The organism is Methylorubrum aminovorans (assembly GCF_022179725.1).
In the GTDB taxonomy this organism is placed as follows: domain Bacteria; phylum Pseudomonadota; class Alphaproteobacteria; order Rhizobiales; family Beijerinckiaceae; genus Methylobacterium; species Methylobacterium aminovorans.
In genome coordinates this window covers 42,692-60,613 of the sequence record NZ_BPRC01000013.1, presented here as the reverse complement: position 1 = coordinate 60,613, position 17,922 = coordinate 42,692, and the positions used below count along the sequence as shown (strand labels likewise).

The window sequence follows — 17,922 nt, the reverse complement described above, 5'->3', positions numbered from 1 at the left end:
CCTCTCGTCCCGGGCGCCGCGCTTCGGGATGGGCCCCGGACACCGTTCCGCGCCCTGCGTCAGGTTTCGCTGCATGACCGCCACGAGTCGTCCCGCCACCGGCCTTCCTGTCGCGAATCCGGCGGTCGCCGGGCTGCGCGCCGCTTCGATCCTGAGCGGGTTTTCCGGCCAGCGGTGGCGCCTCGCCTTCGTCGTCTTCGCGGTGATGATGTGCGTGAACGCGTTCTACGTGGTCTTCCTCGGCAGCAACAACGAGGTTGGCAACACGAAGACGCTGATGCCGTCGAACCGAAACAACCTGCTCTATGTCGGCCTCTGGCTCACTCTCTACGCCCTATCCGTCTGCGTGACCCTGCGCGATGTGCTGCGCAACGGGATCGACCTCTGCCTGATCGCCGTTCTACCGCTCGCCGGATACATCCTGCTCTCTACCTGCTGGGCGACCGATAGCTGGGCCTCGCTGGTTCCCGCGGGGATGCTCGTCCTGAACATCGCCATCGCCGCGGCCCTGGCCTCCATCGTCCATCCGGCGGTGTTCCTGAGCCTGTTTGCCTGGACCAACGTCTTCCTGGTGGCGTCCTCCCTAGTGATGGTGGTGGTGATGCCCGATGCGGTGCGCACCGACATCACCCGGCCGGGCCTGCTGATGTCGGGCGAGCTGTTCGGCGCCTACGGCAGCAAGACCCTGCACGGCATGTCCGCCGCGAGCGCGATGCTGATCCTGCTGTTCCTGCCCGGCGCAAGCCCGCGGGGATTGCGGGTCCCGGCGCTGGGCATCCTCGCGCTCGGGCTGATCCTGGCCAACTCGGCGTCCTCCGTCAGCGCCATCGCGGTGGCGGGCGTGACGCTGCTCGCCGCTCGGCTGCTCCCCGGCTGCGGCCGAGTCATCTTCGCGACGGTAACCGGGTTCGCGATCCTGCTCTCGCTGATCTTGCCCTTCATCGGGGTCGGCGACATCGCCGTCGCACTCGGCCGCAGCCCCGACTTCACCGGTCGCAGCAAATTCTGGCCCTACGCCCTCGAAGTCTTCCGCGACCGGCCGCTGTTCGGCCACGGCTATCTGAGCTTCTTCAACACCGATCCGTTCTCGAAGGCTTGGACCGTGTGGGAGCGCGAGATGTATTTCTTCACGCCCGACTTCTACAACACCTTCCTCGACACCCTGGTCGGCCTCGGTCTCGTCGGAGGCGCGTTCTATCTCGTCCTGCTCTTTTCCTCGTCCTGCATCTTCGCCCATCCGAGTCTGGAGCGCAGCACGGCCTTCCTGCTCTCGGCCCTTCTGATCACCTTCATCCTCAACAGCGCGACCAACTACATTTTCCTGGCGCACAACCGGATGTCGACGATCTTCCAGTTCTACTGTCTGTTCGTTCTCTGCCGCCGGTATAAACCCCGCCGGCCGCAGCCTGCCCTCGCCTGAGCCGAACCGGCCGGCGCTCCACCGATTGGGCGGGCCGATCCGCCGGTGAGCGAGAGGGCGCGGTCAACGGCGAGGATGCCCGCGCTGTGCGCGCATCACGGGGCGATCCGAGCGACGATCGCCACCCCGACGGACGCCTCGGTCCGACGGTATTCCTGCACCGGCGTACCGCTTCCCGGACATCCGTGTGCAATGGTTCTTCTCAGTTCGGATTTCGCCCAACTCCTTCCGATTCTTCAGGAAAGAGGTTGGTGCGACCAAGAGGCCTCAAACCTCCATGGATCGAGTTAATCCCTTATTTTACAATGCATTAGAAACAACGTGTGCCGACATTGTGTGAAAGCGATGTGTGAGTGTCAATCCGGCGGCGCTTCGCGTGCCGTGTGCGTCCGACCACCCTGCCCTCTCACGTACGTTATGACGATGCCCGGCGGTCCCTCCTACCGCTTCTTTCCCAACTCGGCCGCGATGTCCTTGGTCATACGGCCGACCTTTCGGTGCGCTGCGGTGAGTTGGTCCTGGGTGACGCCCCACCGCTTCATCCAGAACTCGACGGCTTTGCGCTCGCTGAGGTCGAGACGGTCCTTGTCGATGAAGCCGCGCTTGTCCTTGAGGCCAGCCATGAATGATCCGGTGAGGTAGTCGTGGGGCGTCGAGATGGATGAGGTGGTTGAAGCTTCCCCTATCTCAAGGCGCGCGCGGAGTCGCGGCCCTCTCCGCGTCCGGTATCGCCAATAAGCATCCCCGCGAAGAAACTTCGAGGCTTCTCCCTGCCTTTCCCTGACGGAAGCCCAGGAGGTTCAAGATGGCAGTCGCGAAGACGGAACGGGAAGCCGCCGGCTCGGTGCCGCCCGGTCGCCCGCTCGGTGAAGGCAGCAAGCCCGAGGAGCAGCCGGATTTGGGACCAACCGGGCCGGCTACGGTAGAGGGCGAGAAGCCCGGCCCTCAGTCCGGTGGGTATGACCGGCAATCGCCGGATCATTCGACGGACAACGCCAAGGGCGGTTACGGCGCGGGCTGAGGAGCCGATGCTCGGCTACACGCGCGGTCGCGCTTACGCGCAGGCGCGTTCAGCGGCACGTAAGCGCCCGCGGAGGGCGGCCCCGGCCCCCATCCCTCGGAGGCCCGAGACGTGGCCTGGAAGGGCGCCCTACGGCCCGTGACGGGCTACCAGCACGCCTTGGGCAGGCGCCGCTTCCATCGCTCTCCGAGGCGTAGCTTCTCGCTCCCAGCTCTGTCCGGCCGACGCCGGCTGACGACGATGGGGGCTGTCTCCGCCGCGGGCTGAGGAGGCTCCGGGGCCGCTTGCTCGACCACCTCAACGGCCACCTCAGCGCCTTCCCGGGCTGGCACCTTCCGGGGCCTGCCGCGGCGACGTGGAGCGCTCTCGGTCGGGGCGATGGGTGACGAGGCCCGGCGAACGCGAGGAAGCTCCTCGGGCTCGACCGCGGCCTCCGGTTCGGGCTCATGCACCTCCGCTATGAGGAGGCTCGGCAGGATGCGGCGATGCTCCGGGGCAGCCTCAGCGAGGGGCTGAAAGGCGGTAGCGGCAGCATCGAGCGAGGGCCACAGGGCCGCCGCTTCGAGCTGTCTCGGCCGCTTGTGCGGCTCTCGGGGCTGCTTGGAGGGAATGGAGACGTAGCGGGCTGTGCCGCTCGACTTGGCTTCGACGGTGAATGTCCGCCGGACGCGGTTACGCAAAGTGTTGATCCTGAGGGAGAGAGCTTGAGTCTCTGTCGAGACACCTTGCCCTCTCCATGCCGAGCCGCGGGATGCTTGTCGAGAGCGCCGAACATCAAAGTCAGGAGCGATGCCTGGATAGCGTCACCGACCTTCACAGTGATGAAGGCATCGCCCACCGGCAGAGCCACGCTCTGACCCTTCACGCTGTGGAGAAGATCAAGCGGCGTGCGCTGACGCAGGTCATGCGTCCCGGTCTTCGCGGGCTTCCAAGGTCGGATTGTCATGAGGGCCATGTGTGAAACCGCTGTGTGAAAGCGCGGTTCTCACCAACCCATTGTAAGGACCAACCTTTTGACTTCAAAACATGAAGTAGGTTGGTGCGGCCAAGAGGACTCGAACCTCCACCCCTCGCGGGACTAGCACCTCAAGCTAGCGCGTCTACCAATTCCGCCATGGCCGCCCTTGCCGCCGTGCCGCTTCGTCAGCGGCCGGTGTCTTGTGTGGGCGGCGCAGCGGATAACAGATGCCCGGGGCAGGCACAAGCGCCGGATTCGCTTCTTCGCATTTTGCTGCCTCGAAAACGTGTCAGAACCCTGCTTCGGCGTCGTCGAGGATCGGCACGGCGCCCTCGCCGATCGTCACGCCGGGGGTGCGCACCACGTCGGCCTTGCGGATCAGCTCGGTCACCTCCACCGAGATCCGGTTGCCGGTCACCACGATCTGCCCACGGGCGATCGGGTGATCGTTGGCGAGGATCTCGACCATGTCGGTCTCTGTGGCTTCCAACTCGATCACTGCGCCGCGACCCATGCGCAGCAGCATGTGCAACGGCATGTGGCTGCGCCCCAGCACGACCTTGAGATCGACCTGCAATTCGTCCAGGACCGCCACGCGCGGATGCTCCCTTTCTCAACGTTCGGAAAACCTTCCGCATGCAAGGGTGAAGTCTTGGTAAACAATTCCTTCACGGCACCCGCATCCCGCCTTTCGATCGCACCCGCGACATTCCTGCCGCGCGTGGGCGCGCCGCCGGTGGTCTGGCGCGTGACCGACAGCCTCATCGGCTACGCCGAGGCCGAGGCCGAGATGGAGGCCCGTGCCACTGCCATCGCACGGGGCGAGGCGGACGAACTGGTCTGGCTCCTGGAGCACCCGCCGCTCTACACGGCCGGCACCTCGGCCAAGACCGCCGACCTCGTGGAGCCGGAGCGTTTTCCCGTCCACCGCACGGGGCGGGGCGGGCAGTACACCTATCACGGGCCGGGCCAGCGCATCGCCTACGTGATGCTCGACCTCAACCGGCGCAAACCCGACCTGCGGGCCTACGTCGCGAGCCTGGAGGCGTGGCTGATCGCGACGCTCGATGCCTACAACGTCCGGGCGGAGCGCCGCGAGGACCGGGTCGGGGTGTGGGTGCGCCGGCCGGACAAGGGGCCGACCGTCGAGGACAAGATCGCGGCGATCGGAATCCGGGTGCGGCGCTGGGTGAGCCTGCACGGCATCAGCCTCAACGTCGAGCCGGATCTCTCCCACTTCTCCGGCATCGTGCCCTGCGGCGTGCGCGAGCACGGTGTCACGAGCCTGGCCGATCTCGGCCGCATCGTCAGCCTGCCCGAAGTGGACATGGCGCTGCGCGCCGCCTTCGAGCCGATCTTCGGCCCGACCCGCGACGAGGCGCCGTAGCCGAAGTGAGGGGTTTCGAAAGGGCAAGCCCTTTCGCGGGTCCAGGGCGGAGCCCTGGTGGAAGGGAGATCGGGGCGCTGCCCCTATACCCCGCCAAAGGGATGATCCCTTTGGATACCCGGGACTCTACGCGTCGGCGGTGGCCGAGGGGATGACAGGGACAGTGGCAGGCATCGCTCTGCGCAGGCGCAGGCCAGCGCGCAGCAGCGGCAGGACGAGACGGGCGAGCCGGATCTGCCCCGGCAATTGCCGCGGCATCAGCGGACGGTAGGCGAGGCGCGGGCTGGCGCGATCCACCGCCGCGACGATCTCGCCGACCCGCGGCAGGGCGGCGATGCGGCGTGCCTCCGCCTCCGGGATGCCGAGCCGGCGCGCCCAGCCGAGATCGCGGGCGAGCCGGCCCTGGTTGTAGAGGCGGCGCAGCCTTGCCCGCCAGGCGTAGCGGTGAAGGGCGCGGGGCACCGCCTCCATCCGGGCGTCGCAGAGGGCGTCGGGTTCCTCGCAGCGGGAGCGGATCGTGTCGGCGACGCCGCCGGCCGCCCGGCCGGTGAGGCGGGCCGAGATCAGGACCAGCACCGCCCGGTCATGGCGCACGCGAAAACCCCTCTGCAGCAGGGCGCCGACGAAGGCGCCGTCCTCGCCTAGCGGGATCTCCGGCATGCCGCCGACTTGCGTGTAGGCGGGAAGGCGTACGGCGAGCGAGGCGCCGATGGTGGTGCGGTGGCAGGGCCAGGGATCGTGCGGATCGGGATCGATGCGCGCTTCCATCTCGGTGATCAGCGCGTCGTAGCTGTCCTCCAGCCGGCCGCGGGCGGGCAGCGAGGGCGGCAGCAGGGCCGCCTCCTCGGGGATCAGCTCGACCCGGCCGGCGACCGCATCGGCGCCCGCCGCCAGGGCGGCGAGGTTGGCCGCGACCCAGTCCGGCGGCACGATGCTGTCGGCATCCGTCGTCAGGAGGGTCGCCGCTTCGGCCGTGCCCGCCTCTTCGAGCCACGCGACCGCCGCATCCATCGCCGCGCGCCGCGCCCATCCCGCATGCGCGCCGGCATGGACACGCTCGATCACCCGAACGGGAATCGACATCTGCGGCACGAGGTCGGCCACGATCCGTTCGGTGCCGTCCGTGCAGTTGTTGAGGAACAGGACGAGCCCGAGCCGCCCCGGCGTGAGGCCGGCCTGCCCGTCGATCGCCTTCAGGCAGCGGGCGATCCGCTCGGCCTCGTTGCGCACGGGGATGGCGATCAGGGTATCGAGGATCGAAGAGGCGGGCGGCACGGACGGGCTCCGGGAAGGCCGAAGAGGGGCGCTGGACGGGCCGGAACCCGGTGCCATCCAGCGTCTCGCGCCCTCCTTACGCCACGCTTGATGAACCGCGGCTGATGGTCCCGCGCGGCGGAACAGGGCCCGCTGCCCCCGGTTCTCCGCTCAACCCGCAACCGCCTGGCCTTCGTCCGTCCGTCCCCCCGCTCTTCCCCAAGCCTGCCTTCCCAAGCCTGCCGACGCCCGCCCGACGCGCCCCACCCGCGCGGGGCCGGCCCCCCTCTGCGTTCCTCACCCCGCCTCCAAGGAGTTTCCCGCATGAGCGTTCTGTCCGCCCTCGGCCTGACCTCGGGCAAGAAGGTCCGCTACGCGGTCGTGGCGCTCGGCGACATCTCGCAGGAGGCGATGCTGCCGGGCGTGGCGCATACCGGTAATTCCGAGGTCACGGCCTTCGTCACCGGCGATCCCGAGAAGGCGCGCCGGGTCGGCGAGCGCTACGGCGTCACCGAGACCTACGGCTACGAGCAGTTCGGCGCGCTTCTCGCCTCGGGCACGATCGACGCGATCTACCTCGCCACGCCGAACTGGCGCCACGCCGAGTTCGCGATCCCCGCTCTCAAGGCCGGCATCCACGTCCTGGTCGAGAAGCCGCTGGAGATCTCAAGCGAAAAATGCCGGGAGATCATGGCGGCGCAGGCGGCCTCCACGGCCAAGCTGATGGTCGCCTACCGGCTGCATTTCGAGCCGGCGACGCTGGCCACGATCGACCTGATCCGCTCGGGCGAACTCGGCGAGATCCTGACCTTCTCCTCGACCTTCACGCAGATGGTCTCGCCCGAGAACCACCGGGCGACGAGCGGCGTGACGGCCGGGCCGATCTTCGACATGGGCCCCTACCCGATCAACGCCGTGCGCTACCTGTTCGGCGACGAGCCGACCGAGGTGGTCTCGGCCGTCGGCGTGCGCCATCCCGAGGCGGGCCTGGGCGATTTCGACGACACCGTCGCCGTCACCCTGCGCTTTCCGCAGAACCGCCTCGCGCAGTTCGTGCTGTCCTATTACGGCAACGTGCTCGACACCTACGCCGTGGTCGGCACCAAGGGCAGCGTCGAGGTCAATCCGGCCTACATGTACGGCAAGCCGCTGGAGCGCACGGTGACGCTCGGCGAGACGAAGAGCCACGAGAGCTTCAAGAACACCGACCATTTCGGCGGCGAGCTGAAATACTTCTCGGATTGCATCCTGAACGGCACCGACCCGGAGCCCGATGCCGAGGAGGGTTACGCCGACCTGCGGGTGATCGAGGGCATCCTGAAGGCGCTGGAGAGCGGCGGACCAGTGACGCTGGAGCCGTTCACGCGCCGGCGGCGCATCGACACGGAGGCGCAGCGGCAGACGCTGAAGGCCCAATTCGCGCCGGACCTCGTGAACACCTCCAATCCCGGCAAGGGCAAGGAGAAGGTGCCGAAGAACTGACGCGGTCTCGAACCCGTATCGCTCGCGCCGCAGGGGCTGAGACCACGATGATTTTTCTCTACGGCATCGCCCTGCTCGCGGGCATCGCCACGGCGATGCAGCCCGGTCAGAGCACGCAGCTCGCCAAATCGTTCGGTGAGCCCTTCGCGGCCGGGCTCGTCTCGATGCTGGTCGGCACCGCCACCATGCTCGTCATCGGCCTCGCGACCGGGCGGCTGCACCTGCCGAGCCTTCAGCAGGCGGGCGCCGCGCCCTGGTGGGCCTGGGGCGGCGGGGTGCTCGGGGCCGGCGTGATTCTGGCCCAGCTCTTCGTCGCGCAGCGGATCGGGGCGGCGAGTTTTCTCGGCCTCCTCGTCACCGCGGGCGTCGTCACCTCGATCACCCTCGACCATTTCGGGCTCGAAGGCTTCGCCACCCATCCCGCGAGCCTCGCGCGCCTCGTCGGCGGCGGGCTGATGATCGCGGGCGTCGCCCTCGTGGCGCTGTTCTGAGCGACGTCTTGCCCTGCCCCTCTACGCCGCCGCCTGCCGGAGCCGGGGTGGGGCGGCGGGCGCGGTGCCGGTGCGTGCCCGCTCCAGCGCCGCATCGAGAGCCTCGCTCAGCGAGGTCACGAGCAGGTCGGCCGAGGTCGCGCGGCGCAGGCGCCCGAGGGAGGCCGGGTCCCGCTCGCGCCAGAAGCCGACGAGGATCGTCACCCCCGGCGCCGCCTTTCGGGCGCGGCGGATGGTGAGGCGGATCTGCGACAGGCTGATCGGGTCAAGATAGGAGAAGCAGATCATCGCCGGGCGCTCGCCCTCGGGCAGGCCGTCGCGCAACGCGTCGACCGTCGCTACCCGCGCGCCCAGGCCGTGACGGGAGAGGGTCTGGGCCAGCATCAGGGTCGCCGCCTCGTCGAAGGCGCTCCCGCTCGGTACGCACATGACCGGCGCCGCGCCGCGCCAGGCCGGGGCCAGGTCTTCGGGGCCGAGCACGATGCCCGCCGCGCGCCGGTCCGGCCCCACCGCCGCGAACGCGGCCTCGGCCTCGGCGCCTCTCGGCTTGCGGGAGCGCCGCGGCATGCCGCGCTTGCGCGCCAGCCCCAGCGTTTCGACCACCGTGCGGAAGCCCGCGCCCACCTCGCCCTGTCGCTCGCGGTCGAGCATGCCGCGCGCCGCATCCTCCTGGGCCATGCGCAGGCCCGGCAGCACGACCTCATCGTAGTAGGTCACGAGCGCGCGCTCCTTGAGGAACAGCCGCCCCTGCTCGATCGCCTCGGCCGGGTCGCCCGCGAGCATGCGCTGATAGAAGATCTCCTGCGGGCCCAGCGCCGGGCGGTCGCCGAGGAGCACGTCGAGGAACCACAGCCGCTCGACATGGCGCCCGAGCACCACGAGGCAGACGGTGAGCGGCGTGGCGAGCAGCAGGCCGATCGGCCCCCACAGGAAGGTCCAGATCGTCGCCGCCAGAATCACTGCCATCGGCGAGATGCCGGTGGAGTGGCCGTAGAGGAGCGGCTCGACCACGTGGCCGGCGATGGGCTCGACGATCACGAACAAGATCGCGACCTGGATCGCCATCGACCAGCCGGGATCGACCGCGACCGCGATGGCCAGCGGCAGCACCGCCGAGATCACAGCGCCGACATAGGGCACGAAACGCGAGATGCCGGCGATGACGCCGAACAGGATCGGGCTCGGCACGCCGATGAACCACAGGCCGACCCCGATCACGAGGCCGAAGGCGAGGTTGAGGATGAGCTGGGCGATGAAGAACCGGCTGAGCCGGCTCGTGGCGTCGTCGATCGCCGCCGTGGTGCGGCGCAGGTCGCTCGATCCCGCGAGCCGGATCGCCCGGTTCCGCAGATCCTCGCGCTGGAGCAGGATGAAGATCGTGAACAGCAGGATCAGGCCGAGCGTCGCCAGCGGGTGCAGGACCCCACCCGCCACGCTGCCCAGCGTCTTCAGCAGACCGGAGCGGGGGGCGTGGATCTCGACCTGCATCGGCCGCGCCGCCGTGCCGAGCGCCGCGCCTGTCTCGGTCTCGGACTTGACGGGCGGCTGCAGCTCCTTGCCGATCTCTTCCGCCATGTCGAAGAAGCCGGAGAAGGTGTCGGACAGGCCGCCCCGCTCGGCGGTGGCGGTGCGCAACGCCGTGATCTTGTCGCGTAGGGTCAGCGAGTAGCGGGGCAGGTCGGCGGCGAGCTGCGCGGCTTCCCGGGCGATCAGGCTGCCCACCGCGCCGAGAGTGCCGAAGGCGAGCAGCACCACGAGCAGCACGGCGGCCACGCGCGGCACCCGCAGGCGCCGCAGCCCTCGAACGGCAGGAACCAGAACGAAGCTGAGCAGGATGGCGAGCGCCACCGGCACGAGAATGTCGCGGCCGAAATACAGCGCACTCGCGACCGTCACCACGAGCAGCAGGGAGGCGAGCGTCGTCACCACCGGCAGCGCCTGGCGCAGGAGCCGCTGGGTGACCGGATCGGTGGTCATGACATCCTCATGATGGCGTACTCACACGTGTCGAGAGGAGCAGAGGGGCCTTGGCTTCCAAGGAGGCACGGCCGATCCCATCCTCACCCTCCTTCGAGGCCGCTTCGCCGCACCTCAGGATGAGGAGGTGGATGGGATCAGAGATCGGTGGTCCAGCCTCTCACTCCCCCGACCCGATCGCCGTGCCGATCTGAGTCAGCAATTTCGGAAAATCGATCGGCTTCGGGTGATAGTCGTCGCAGCCGGCCTGGATCGCCTTGTCGCGGTCGCCCGACATGGCGTGGGCCGTGAGCGCGATGATCGGGATCGCGCGCGTATCGGGCGCGGCCTTGAGGGCACGGGCGGTCGACCAGCCGTCTAGGATCGGCAAGTTCATATCGAGCAGGATCACGTCGGGTTGGGCGGCGCGGGCCTGCTGCACGCCCGCCTCGCCGTCATGGGCGAGCACGACCTCGTAGCCGCGCCGCTTCAGCCGGCGGGAGAGAAAGTCCCAGATCTCCTCGTGGTCTTCCACCAGCAGGATTTTTCCCGACACGCCCGAACCCCTCACTCGCGCTGCGCGCTTTCCGCGACCTAACGCGCGGAAACCCGTTGCGGTCTCATGGGGCTGCGCGCAATCCTTATCCCTTGTCATATTCGCCGCCTTGTCTCGCTCGGCTCCGCACGGCTAAGGGGGGCGCACGGGCGGAGCATACGGGGCGAACGCGGTGCGGGATGGCGGAGCGGAGGACGGCGATCCGCGCGTCACGGCGCTGCTCGCGTATCTCGCGGAGCATGAGGCGCCGTTCTCGATCCGTGGGCGCGACGACCTCGCCGGGCTCGCCCTCGGGCGCGACGCCCTGAATCCGAGCATCGATCCGCAGGCGCCGCCGTCCTGGTGGGTGGAAGGGTCGGGCGGGCTCGATCTGGCAGGCGCCGATCTCGCCGACGCCCGGCTGGAGGAGACGGATCTGTCGGGGGCCAACCTGCGGCGCGCCTCGCTCGCCGGCGCGCTCGCGCGCTCGGCCGGTTTCGCGGGCGCCTGCGTGGAGGAGGCGGATTTCTCCGGCGCCGACCTCAGCGGCGCGCGCTTTGCCGGGATCGCCGGGGGCCAAGCCTCCTTCCGCGAGGCGATGATCGAGGATGCCGATTTCTCCGGCGCGACCATGCGCTTCGCCCGGCTCGACAAGGCTCTGCTCGACGGCGCCTGCTTCGAGGGCGCCGATCTGTGGGGCACCGACTTCACGGGCGCGGATGCCGACGATTCCGTGTTCCGCAAGGCCCGGCTCGACGAGGCCAACCTCTCCGACTGCAACCTGACCGGCGCCGACTTCGAGGGCGCGAGCCTGAAAAAGGCACGGCTCGTCGGCTCGCGGCTGCGCGGGGCCAACTTCTCCGGCGCCCGGCTCGACGGGGCGGACCTGTCGGGAGCCGACTTCTCCCGCACCAGCCTCGTGCGGCTCGACCTCACGGCGTGCAAGCTGCACCATGCGCGCTTTGCCGGGGCGTGGCTGGAGGGCGTGCGGCTCTCCGTCGAGCAGATCGGCGGCATGGTCGGCGAGGAGAAGGCGGGCGAGTACGAGGCGGCGCAGGCGAGCTATCTCGCCCTCGAGCGCAACCTGCAGAGCATCGGCAGCCCCGAGGGGGCGAGCTGGGCCTACAAGCGCGGGCGCCGCATGGGCCGCCGCCATGCCGGCCAGCGCGCCCGCGAGGCCTTTTTCACCCGCGACATCCGAGGAACCCTGAGCCACGGCTATCGCTGGATCGCCGACCGCTTCGTCGAGTGGCTGTGCGATTACGGCGAGAGCCTGTCGCGGATCGCCCGCGCCTTCCTGATCGGAATCTTCCTGTTCGCCGGGGCCTACGGCGCGACTGGTGGGCTCTTTCACGAGGGCGAGAACATCCCGACCTACAACCCCCTCGATCTCGTCAGCTACAGCGCGCTCAACATGATGACGGCCAACCCGCCTGAGATCGGCGTGAAGCCGATTGGGCGCGTCACCAATCTGCTGGTCGGGCTTCAGGGGGCGGCGGGCATCGTGCTGATGGGCCTGTTCGGCTTCGTCCTCGGCAACCGGCTGCGGCGCTGAGCGGCGGCTCCGACTTTTTGATTTCGCATTCCCGCGAAAGCCGGCCACAGCTTTCGCGGGCGATGCCGGGACAGCAAAGCCGAGACGGCAACGTCACGACGGGAGACATCACTGTGACCGTACAGGACGGGAAGGTGCCGGCCACCGGGCCGACCATGGCGGATTTCCGCAACCTTGCCGACGCGCTGCCGCAGCTCGCCTGGATCGCCGAGGCCGACGGCAACATCGTCTGGTACAATCGCCGCTGGTACGACTACACCGGCACCACGCCGGCCGAGATGGCCGATCATGGCTGGCGCAAGCTGCACCATCCCGACCATCTCGAGCGCGCCGCCGCGCGCTTCTCCGCCTGCATCGGGGCGGGCGAATCCTGGCAGGACACGTTTCCGCTCCGCGGCAAGGACGGCCGGTACCGCTGGTTCCTGTCGCTGGCCGAGCCGGTGCGCAACGCCGAGGGCGTCATCGTGCGCTGGTACGGCACCAACACCGACGTCACCGAGACGCGCCTCGCGCAGGACGCGCTCGGCCATTCCGAGCAGCGCTTCCGGGCGCTGGTCGATGCCTCGGCGGCCGTGATCTGGAACACCACGGCCACGGGCGAGCTGATGCCGCCCCAGCCGCGCTGGGCCGCCTATACCGGGCAGAGCGAGGAAGCCTACCAGGGCTGGGGCTGGGTCGATGCCGTCCATCCCGACGACCGGGCGCGGGCCGCCGAGGTCTGGGCCGAATGCGTCGAGGCGGCGAAGACCTACGAGGTCGAGTACCGCCTGCGCCGCCATGATGGGGTCTGGCGCGACATGGAGGTGCGCGGCGTGCCCGTGCTCAGCGAGGACGGCACCATCCGCGAATGGGTCGGGCTCAACATCGACATCACCGCCCGGAAGGAGGCGGAAGCCGCCATCGAGCAAGCTCGCGCCGCGGCGGAAGCCGCCAACCTCGCCAAGAGCCAGTTCCTGGCCAACATGAGTCACGAGCTGCGCACACCGCTCTCGGCGGTGATCGGCTATTCCGAGATGCTCGGTGAGGAGCTCGAGGATCTCGGCCAGGCCGAGCTGCTGCCGGATCTGCGCAAGATCGAGTCTTCGGCCCGCCACCTGCTGGGCCTCATCAACGACGTGCTCGACATCTCGAAGATCGAGACCGGACGGTTGACGCTGGCGGCGGAAACCTTCGACGTGGCGACGCTGATCGAGGACGTCACCGCCGCGACGCAGTCGCTCATCATGAAGAAGCGCAACCATTTCCGCCTCGACGTCGAGGGCGATCCGATGATCGGCCTCGGCGCGATGCATCAGGACCAGCTCAAGCTGCGCCAGTCGCTGATCAACCTGATCGGCAACGCCGCCAAGTTCTCGGAAGACGGCGAGATCGTCCTCTCGGTGCGGCGTTTCCGGCAGGACGGTGCCGACTGGATGAGCTTTGCGGTCTCCGATACCGGCATCGGGCTGACGGACGAGCAGATCGGCCGGCTGTTCGAGCGCTTCTCTCAGGCGGACGAATCGACCACGCGCCAGTTCGGCGGCACCGGCCTGGGGCTCGCCATCACCCGCGCGTTCGTCGAGCGCATGGGCGGCACGATCGGCGTTACGAGCACCTTCGGCGAGGGCGCGACCTTCACCATCCGTCTGCCGGCCGAAATCGACGCCCACGAGGAGGAGGTGGAGGCGCAGAGCGTTGCCGCCCGGGTCCAGGAGATCACCGACGGCGAGGCGCACCTGCACGATGTGGTTCTGCTCGTCGACGACGACCCGGCCGCCCGCGACCTGCTCCAACGCTTCCTCGAACGTGAGGGGTTTCGCGTGCGCACCGCCAATGACGGCCGGGCCGGGCTGACGCTGGCACGCGCCCTGAGGCCGCGGGCGATCCTGCTCGACATTGAGATGCCGCGCATGGACGGCTGGGCGGTGCTGCACGCGATCCGCACCGATCCCGAGATCGCCGAGACGCCGGTCATCATCACCAGCGTGGTCAACGAGTTCAGCCTCGCCCACGTGCTCGGCGCCACCGACTACATGGTCAAGCCGATCGACTGGAGCGCGCTCAAGGACGCGATGGAGCGCTACCGCCCCGTCGACCGCGAGGGCAGCGTGCTCGTGGTTGACGACGATGCGGATGCGCGCGAGCGGGTCCGCCGCACGCTCCAGCGCGACGGGTGGCAGGTGCGCGAGGCCGAGAACGGCGCCGCCGCCCTGGAAAGCCTCGATGCCGAACGCCCGAGCCTGATCCTGCTCGACCTGATGATGCCAGTCATGGACGGCTTCGCCTTCCTGCGGGCGCTGCGCGGGCGCCCGGACGGCGACAACATCCCCGTCGTCGTGCTCACCGCCAAGGAGATCACCCCTTCGGAGAAGGAGAGTCTCGGCGCCCAGGCCGACCGGCTGATCATGAAGGGCTCGATGAGCCTCTCCGAAATCGGCCGGCAATTGCGCGACCTCTACGCCCGGCAGGACGGCACGCCGCTGCCGGGCCAGATCCAGGGGCTGATCGACAAGCTGTCGCCGTAGGGCTTGGCCTGCTTCCTCCGACCCGCTGCCTCAAGGCGAAGGCGTGGGTGGGGAATCGGTCTGCGCCTGTGCCATCGCCCGCGCCAGACCCTCGTAGACCCGCGGGTCCGTCATCTGCGCCACGTTGAAGCGCATGAAGCCAGAGGCCGTCTGCGCGACGCTGAAGACGTTGCCCGGCGCCAGCACCAGCCCCTCGGCCAAACCGGCGCGGGCGAGCGCTCCCGCGTCCTGCCGCTCGGGCAGGCGGCACCACAGGGTGAAGCCGCCCCGCGGCACGATCCAGGGCGCGATGCCGAGCGGCTCCAGCCGGGCGGCGGCCTCCCGGCGCGCCCGCGACAGGCGGCGGCGCAGGGCCTCCAGATGCTTTCGGTAGCTGCCATCCGTGAGCGTCGCGGCGATCAGTTCGGCGGCGACCGGGCTCGGGCCGCCGAAGCCCGTCGCCACCTGGAGATCGACCAGCGCCTCGATCCAGTCGGCGCGCGCGGCGACGTAGCCGCAGCGGATCGAGGCCGAGAGTGTCTTGGAAAAGCTACTGACGCGGATCACGCGGGCGAGGCCGTCGAGCGCGGCGAGCCGGGGCGAGGGCTCGGGTTCGAGGTCGGCGAAGATGTCGTCCTCGACGATGGTGAGGTCATGCGCCGCCGCGAGCGTCAGCAGCCGGTGGGCGGTTTGCGGCGTGAGCGTCGCGCCGGTCGGGTTGTGGAGCGCGGAATTGGTGACGTAGAGGCGCGGGCGATGCTCGGCCAGCGCCGCGGCGAAGGCCGTGAGGTCGGGCCCCGTCGGCGTGTAGGGCACGCCGACGGGCCGCACCGCGTGCACGCGCAACAGGGCCTGGAAGTTGAAGTAGCAGGGATCGTCCACGATCACCGTGTCGCCGGGCCGCAGCAAGAAGCGGCCGATCAGGTCGATGGCCTGCATGCCCGAGGCCGTGAGCAGTACCTGGTCCGCGCCCAGGTCGATCCCCTCCCCCGCGAGCCGGCGCACGAGGTGGCGGCGCAGGGTGAGCGCACCGCGGGCGGCACCGTAATCGGTCAGTACCGCCTCCCCGGCCTGCTGTGCGAGACCGCGCACGGCCCGGCGGATCGCCGCGTTCGGCATCCACTCCGCCGGGAGCCAGCCGCAGCCCGGCTTGAGCATGTCCGGCCCGGCATCGAGCGATTGGCGCGAGACCCAGAGCGGATCGATCGCCCGGTCGCGCCGCGGCTCCGCCTCGGTCAGCGCCAGCGGCGAGACCGCCCCCGAAACGAAGAAGCCCGAGCCCGGCCGGGCTCGGATCAGCCCCTCCGCCGCCAGCCGGTCGTAGGCCTCGACCACGGTCGAGGGCGAGACGCCCATGGTCGCCGCGAACCGGCGGATCGAGGGCAGCTTCTCGCCCGGAGCCAGCGCGCGGGTGGCGAGCCTGTCGCGGATCGCCGCCGCCACCGCTGCCGTACGGGTACCGATCTCATCCGCCATGGTGTGATTGCTCAGGCATGTCGATGCAGATGGCCATACAGTTCGATTCCATCCGTGCGGAACTGTATCTGTCACCGCTTGGGTTCGTCATCTAGCCTCGGATCGCCTTCGAGACGAACGATGCCCGAACATCACAGGAACAATGCGAGCCGTAGGCGATGGGACGGGTGGGGCCACGGCCTCCTCGGCGTGGTCATCTTCAGCGGGTCGCTGCCGGCGACGCGGGTGGCGGTGGGCGGCTTCACACCGCTTTTTCTCACCGCCTCGCGCGCGGTCATCGCCGCCGGGCTCGGCGCCGCGCTGCTCGCCCTGCTGCGGCAGAAGCGGCCGGCACGGGGCGATCTTGGGCCGCTCGCGGTGGTGGCGCTCGGCGTTCCCCTGCTGACGGCCCTGGCGCTGCGGCACATCACCTCGGCCCGCTCTATCGTCTTCATCGGCCTGCTGCCGTTGGCCACCGCCCTGTTCGGCCTGCTGCGCGCCGACGACCGTCCGAAGCCCGCCTTCTGGCTGTTCTCGGGAACGGGCAGCCTGTTGGTCGTGGGCTTCGCCCTGGCGCATGGCGATGGCGGCGACATCACCGGCGACGGGCTGATGCTCGGCGCGATCGGGCTGTGCGGTCTCGGCTATGCCGAGGGCGCCCGGCTGTCGCGCCGGCTCGGCGGCTGGCAGGTGATCTCCTGGGCGCTGCTGCTCGCCGTCCCCGCCATGGCGGCGCTGGCCCTCGCAACCTGGCCGGAGACCTGGACCGGGATTGGCCTGCCGGCCTGGGCTGGGCTCGGCTACGTCTCGGTCTTCAGCATGCTGGTCGGCTTCGTGTTCTGGTACCGCGGACTGGCGCTCGGCGGCATCGCCGGCGTCGGGCAATTGCAATTGCTCCAGCCCTTCCTCGGCCTCGCGCTGGCCGGCCTCCTGCTGGGCGAGCCCGTCGAGGGCGCGATGGTCGCGGTCGCCGCTGGCGTGGTCTTGTGCGTCGTGGCCGCCAAGCGCTTCGCCTGACGTGAGGCACTCTCAGAAGCCGGCCGTCTGGTCGAAATCGAGATAGGCCGTTTCGATCACGATCTGCGTCCGGCTGATGACTTCGAGCTTGCGCAGGATCTCCGAGACATGCGCCTTCACGGTCGAATCGCCGACCTGCAGCTCGTAGGCGATCTGCTTGTTGAGCTTGCCCTGGCGGATCATGCCGAGCACCCGCATCTGCTGCGGGGTCAGGCGGGCGACCCGCTCGGCGATTGGCGCCTTGTCGCTCCCCCGTGCCGCGGGCGGCGCGGCGGCCAGGTCGGGGGGCATGAACAGGGCGCCGCCGAGCACCTCGGAGATCGCCCGCGTCAGGGTCGCCTTATCGACGGCCTTCGGCACGAAGCCTGCCGCGCCGTGGCGCAGCGCCTCCTGCATGACCCGTGGTTCCGTGACGCCCGAGACGATCAGAATCGGCACGCGGGGAAAGCGCGCGCGGATCGTCGTGAGGCCCTCGAACCCGGTCACGCCCTGCATCGAGAGGTCGAGCAGGGTGAGGTCGATGGCGGGGTTCTGGCCTAAGATCTCGCAGGCCGCGCGGATGCCGTCGGCCTCGTGCAAGGCCGCTTTCGGAAAGGCCAGCGCGATGGCGCTCGCCAGCGCCTCGCGGAAGAGCGGATGGTCATCAACGAGGAGGAGGCGCAGGGCGCCCTCGAGGGGGAGCGGGGCCGCTGCCCCGGGGGCAGCTTCGAAGTCCGATCCTGGTTGGGCCGTCATCGCGATCTGCCTTCCGGCGGGCCGCACGCCCCGGCATGCGGCTTCTTTCACGCACCGTTTTAAGGCATTTCGGGCAAAGCCGCTGCCCGTCTTTCGTCTACCCCGCGCCGGGATCGGCGACGGCGCGAGGACAGGAGCTTCGAGCATCGTCCCGTAAGGTGATCGCCGGCTTT

15 protein-coding genes and 1 tRNA gene are annotated in these 17,922 nt (G+C 69.4%); 8 read left to right on the top strand and 8 right to left on the bottom strand.

Features of this window, described 5'->3' with window-relative positions; genetic code table 11:
* Window positions 1–73: 73 nt before the first annotated feature.
* Entirely contained in the window at window positions 74–1,420 is a 1,347-nt protein-coding gene (locus MFF24_RS17685; RefSeq protein WP_238226023.1) for an O-antigen ligase family protein, read from the top strand.
* 440 nt (window positions 1,421–1,860) lie between these two features.
* Here MFF24_RS17685 and MFF24_RS17680 read toward each other — a convergent pair whose 3' ends face one another.
* Window positions 1,861–2,043 (bottom strand): DUF3606 domain-containing protein, encoded by a 183-nt coding sequence (locus MFF24_RS17680; RefSeq protein WP_003600567.1) that lies wholly within the window; start codon window positions 2,041–2,043, stop codon window positions 1,861–1,863.
* Window positions 2,044–2,225: 182 nt separating this feature from the next.
* On the opposite strand from MFF24_RS17680, the gene MFF24_RS17675 reads away from it, so the two are divergent.
* Complete coding sequence (locus MFF24_RS17675) at window positions 2,226–2,441, top strand: hypothetical protein (protein ID WP_238226020.1); 216 nt, start codon at window positions 2,226–2,228, stop codon at window positions 2,439–2,441.
* Window positions 2,442–3,478: 1,037 nt separating this feature from the next.
* Here MFF24_RS17675 and MFF24_RS17670 read toward each other — a convergent pair.
* A tRNA-Leu gene (locus tag MFF24_RS17670) sits at window positions 3,479–3,563 on the bottom strand.
* 125 nt (window positions 3,564–3,688) lie between these two features.
* Entirely contained in the window at window positions 3,689–3,994 is a 306-nt protein-coding gene (locus tag MFF24_RS17665) for a FliM/FliN family flagellar motor switch protein (protein WP_108941912.1), read from the bottom strand.
* Window positions 3,995–4,051: 57 nt separating this feature from the next.
* Here MFF24_RS17665 and lipB point away from each other — a divergent pair, with 57 nt between their 5' ends.
* A complete protein-coding gene (lipB, locus tag MFF24_RS17660) occupies window positions 4,052–4,786 on the top strand; it encodes a lipoyl(octanoyl) transferase LipB (RefSeq protein ID WP_108941913.1) in 735 nt (244 codons plus the stop codon).
* 126 nt (window positions 4,787–4,912) lie between these two features.
* Here the strand turns inward: lipB and MFF24_RS17655 are convergent, their stop codons facing one another.
* Window positions 4,913–6,118, bottom strand: a complete 1,206-nt coding sequence (locus MFF24_RS17655; RefSeq protein ID WP_373322711.1) for a glycosyltransferase family 2 protein — start codon at window positions 6,116–6,118, stop codon at window positions 4,913–4,915.
* 246 nt (window positions 6,119–6,364) lie between these two features.
* Here MFF24_RS17655 and MFF24_RS17650 point away from each other — a divergent pair, with 246 nt between their 5' ends.
* The gene (locus MFF24_RS17650; RefSeq protein ID WP_238226016.1) at window positions 6,365–7,522 is read left to right on the top strand and encodes a Gfo/Idh/MocA family protein; all 1,158 of its coding nucleotides are present in this window, start codon (window positions 6,365–6,367) and stop codon (window positions 7,520–7,522) included.
* Window positions 7,523–7,569: 47 nt separating this feature from the next.
* Window positions 7,570–8,013: a DMT family transporter gene (locus MFF24_RS17645; protein ID WP_108941916.1), complete on the top strand. Its 444-nt coding sequence runs from the start codon at window positions 7,570–7,572 to the stop codon at window positions 8,011–8,013.
* A 21-nt stretch (window positions 8,014–8,034) separates the two neighbouring features.
* Here MFF24_RS17645 and MFF24_RS17640 read toward each other — a convergent pair whose 3' ends face one another.
* Together MFF24_RS17640 and MFF24_RS17635 are read right to left on the bottom strand one after the other, a co-directional pair.
* Window positions 8,035–9,990: an AI-2E family transporter gene (locus tag MFF24_RS17640; RefSeq protein WP_238226014.1), complete on the bottom strand. Its 1,956-nt coding sequence runs from the start codon at window positions 9,988–9,990 to the stop codon at window positions 8,035–8,037.
* 160 nt (window positions 9,991–10,150) lie between these two features.
* Complete coding sequence (locus MFF24_RS17635; RefSeq protein ID WP_133089078.1) at window positions 10,151–10,525, bottom strand: response regulator; 375 nt, start codon at window positions 10,523–10,525, stop codon at window positions 10,151–10,153.
* Window positions 10,526–10,697: 172 nt separating this feature from the next.
* Here MFF24_RS17635 and MFF24_RS17630 point away from each other — a divergent pair, with 172 nt between their 5' ends.
* Both MFF24_RS17630 and MFF24_RS17625 read left to right on the top strand, forming a co-directional pair.
* Window positions 10,698–12,059: a pentapeptide repeat-containing protein gene (locus MFF24_RS17630; protein ID WP_238226012.1), complete on the top strand. Its 1,362-nt coding sequence runs from the start codon at window positions 10,698–10,700 to the stop codon at window positions 12,057–12,059.
* A 155-nt stretch (window positions 12,060–12,214) separates the two neighbouring features.
* Window positions 12,215–14,563 carry a hybrid sensor histidine kinase/response regulator gene (locus tag MFF24_RS17625; protein ID WP_373322716.1) on the top strand — a complete coding sequence of 783 codons (2,349 nt, stop codon included), beginning with the start codon at window positions 12,215–12,217 and terminating at the stop codon, window positions 14,561–14,563.
* Between the two features lie 30 nt (window positions 14,564–14,593).
* On the opposite strand, the gene MFF24_RS17620 is transcribed toward MFF24_RS17625, so the two are convergent.
* On the bottom strand, window positions 14,594–16,018 hold the full coding sequence (locus MFF24_RS17620; protein ID WP_238226007.1) for an aminotransferase-like domain-containing protein: 1,425 nt from the start codon (window positions 16,016–16,018) through the stop codon (window positions 14,594–14,596).
* 120 nt (window positions 16,019–16,138) lie between these two features.
* On the opposite strand from MFF24_RS17620, the gene MFF24_RS17615 reads away from it, so the two are divergent.
* Complete coding sequence (locus MFF24_RS17615) at window positions 16,139–17,014, top strand: DMT family transporter (RefSeq protein ID WP_238226005.1); 876 nt, start codon at window positions 16,139–16,141, stop codon at window positions 17,012–17,014.
* Window positions 17,015–17,026: 12 nt separating this feature from the next.
* On the opposite strand, the gene MFF24_RS17610 is transcribed toward MFF24_RS17615, so the two are convergent.
* Window positions 17,027–17,749 carry a response regulator gene (locus MFF24_RS17610; RefSeq protein WP_308445604.1) on the bottom strand — a complete coding sequence of 241 codons (723 nt, stop codon included), beginning with the start codon at window positions 17,747–17,749 and terminating at the stop codon, window positions 17,027–17,029.
* Between the last annotated feature and the right edge of the window lie 173 nt (window positions 17,750–17,922).

Excerpts from the sequence above, each read along its gene's own strand:
- MFF24_RS17615 (WP_238226005.1), top strand. The coding sequence starts at position 16,139 with ATGCCCGAACATCACAGGAACAATGCGAGCCGTAGGCGATGGGACGGG.
- MFF24_RS17620 (WP_238226007.1), bottom strand. The coding sequence starts at position 16,018 with ATGGCGGATGAGATCGGTACCCGTACGGCAGCGGTGGCGGCGGCGATC.
- MFF24_RS17640 (WP_238226014.1), bottom strand. The coding sequence starts at position 9,990 with ATGACCACCGATCCGGTCACCCAGCGGCTCCTGCGCCAGGCGCTGCCG.
- MFF24_RS17625 (WP_373322716.1), top strand. The coding sequence starts at position 12,215 with ATGGCGGATTTCCGCAACCTTGCCGACGCGCTGCCGCAGCTCGCCTGG.
- MFF24_RS17680 (WP_003600567.1), bottom strand. The coding sequence starts at position 2,043 with ATGGCTGGCCTCAAGGACAAGCGCGGCTTCATCGACAAGGACCGTCTC.
- MFF24_RS17675 (WP_238226020.1), top strand. The coding sequence starts at position 2,226 with ATGGCAGTCGCGAAGACGGAACGGGAAGCCGCCGGCTCGGTGCCGCCC.
- MFF24_RS17655 (WP_373322711.1), bottom strand. The coding sequence starts at position 6,118 with ATGGCACCGGGTTCCGGCCCGTCCAGCGCCCCTCTTCGGCCTTCCCGG.
- MFF24_RS17645 (WP_108941916.1), top strand. The coding sequence starts at position 7,570 with ATGATTTTTCTCTACGGCATCGCCCTGCTCGCGGGCATCGCCACGGCG.
- MFF24_RS17685 (WP_238226023.1), top strand. The coding sequence starts at position 74 with ATGACCGCCACGAGTCGTCCCGCCACCGGCCTTCCTGTCGCGAATCCG.
- MFF24_RS17650 (WP_238226016.1), top strand. The coding sequence starts at position 6,365 with ATGAGCGTTCTGTCCGCCCTCGGCCTGACCTCGGGCAAGAAGGTCCGC.
- MFF24_RS17610 (WP_308445604.1), bottom strand. The coding sequence starts at position 17,749 with ATGACGGCCCAACCAGGATCGGACTTCGAAGCTGCCCCCGGGGCAGCG.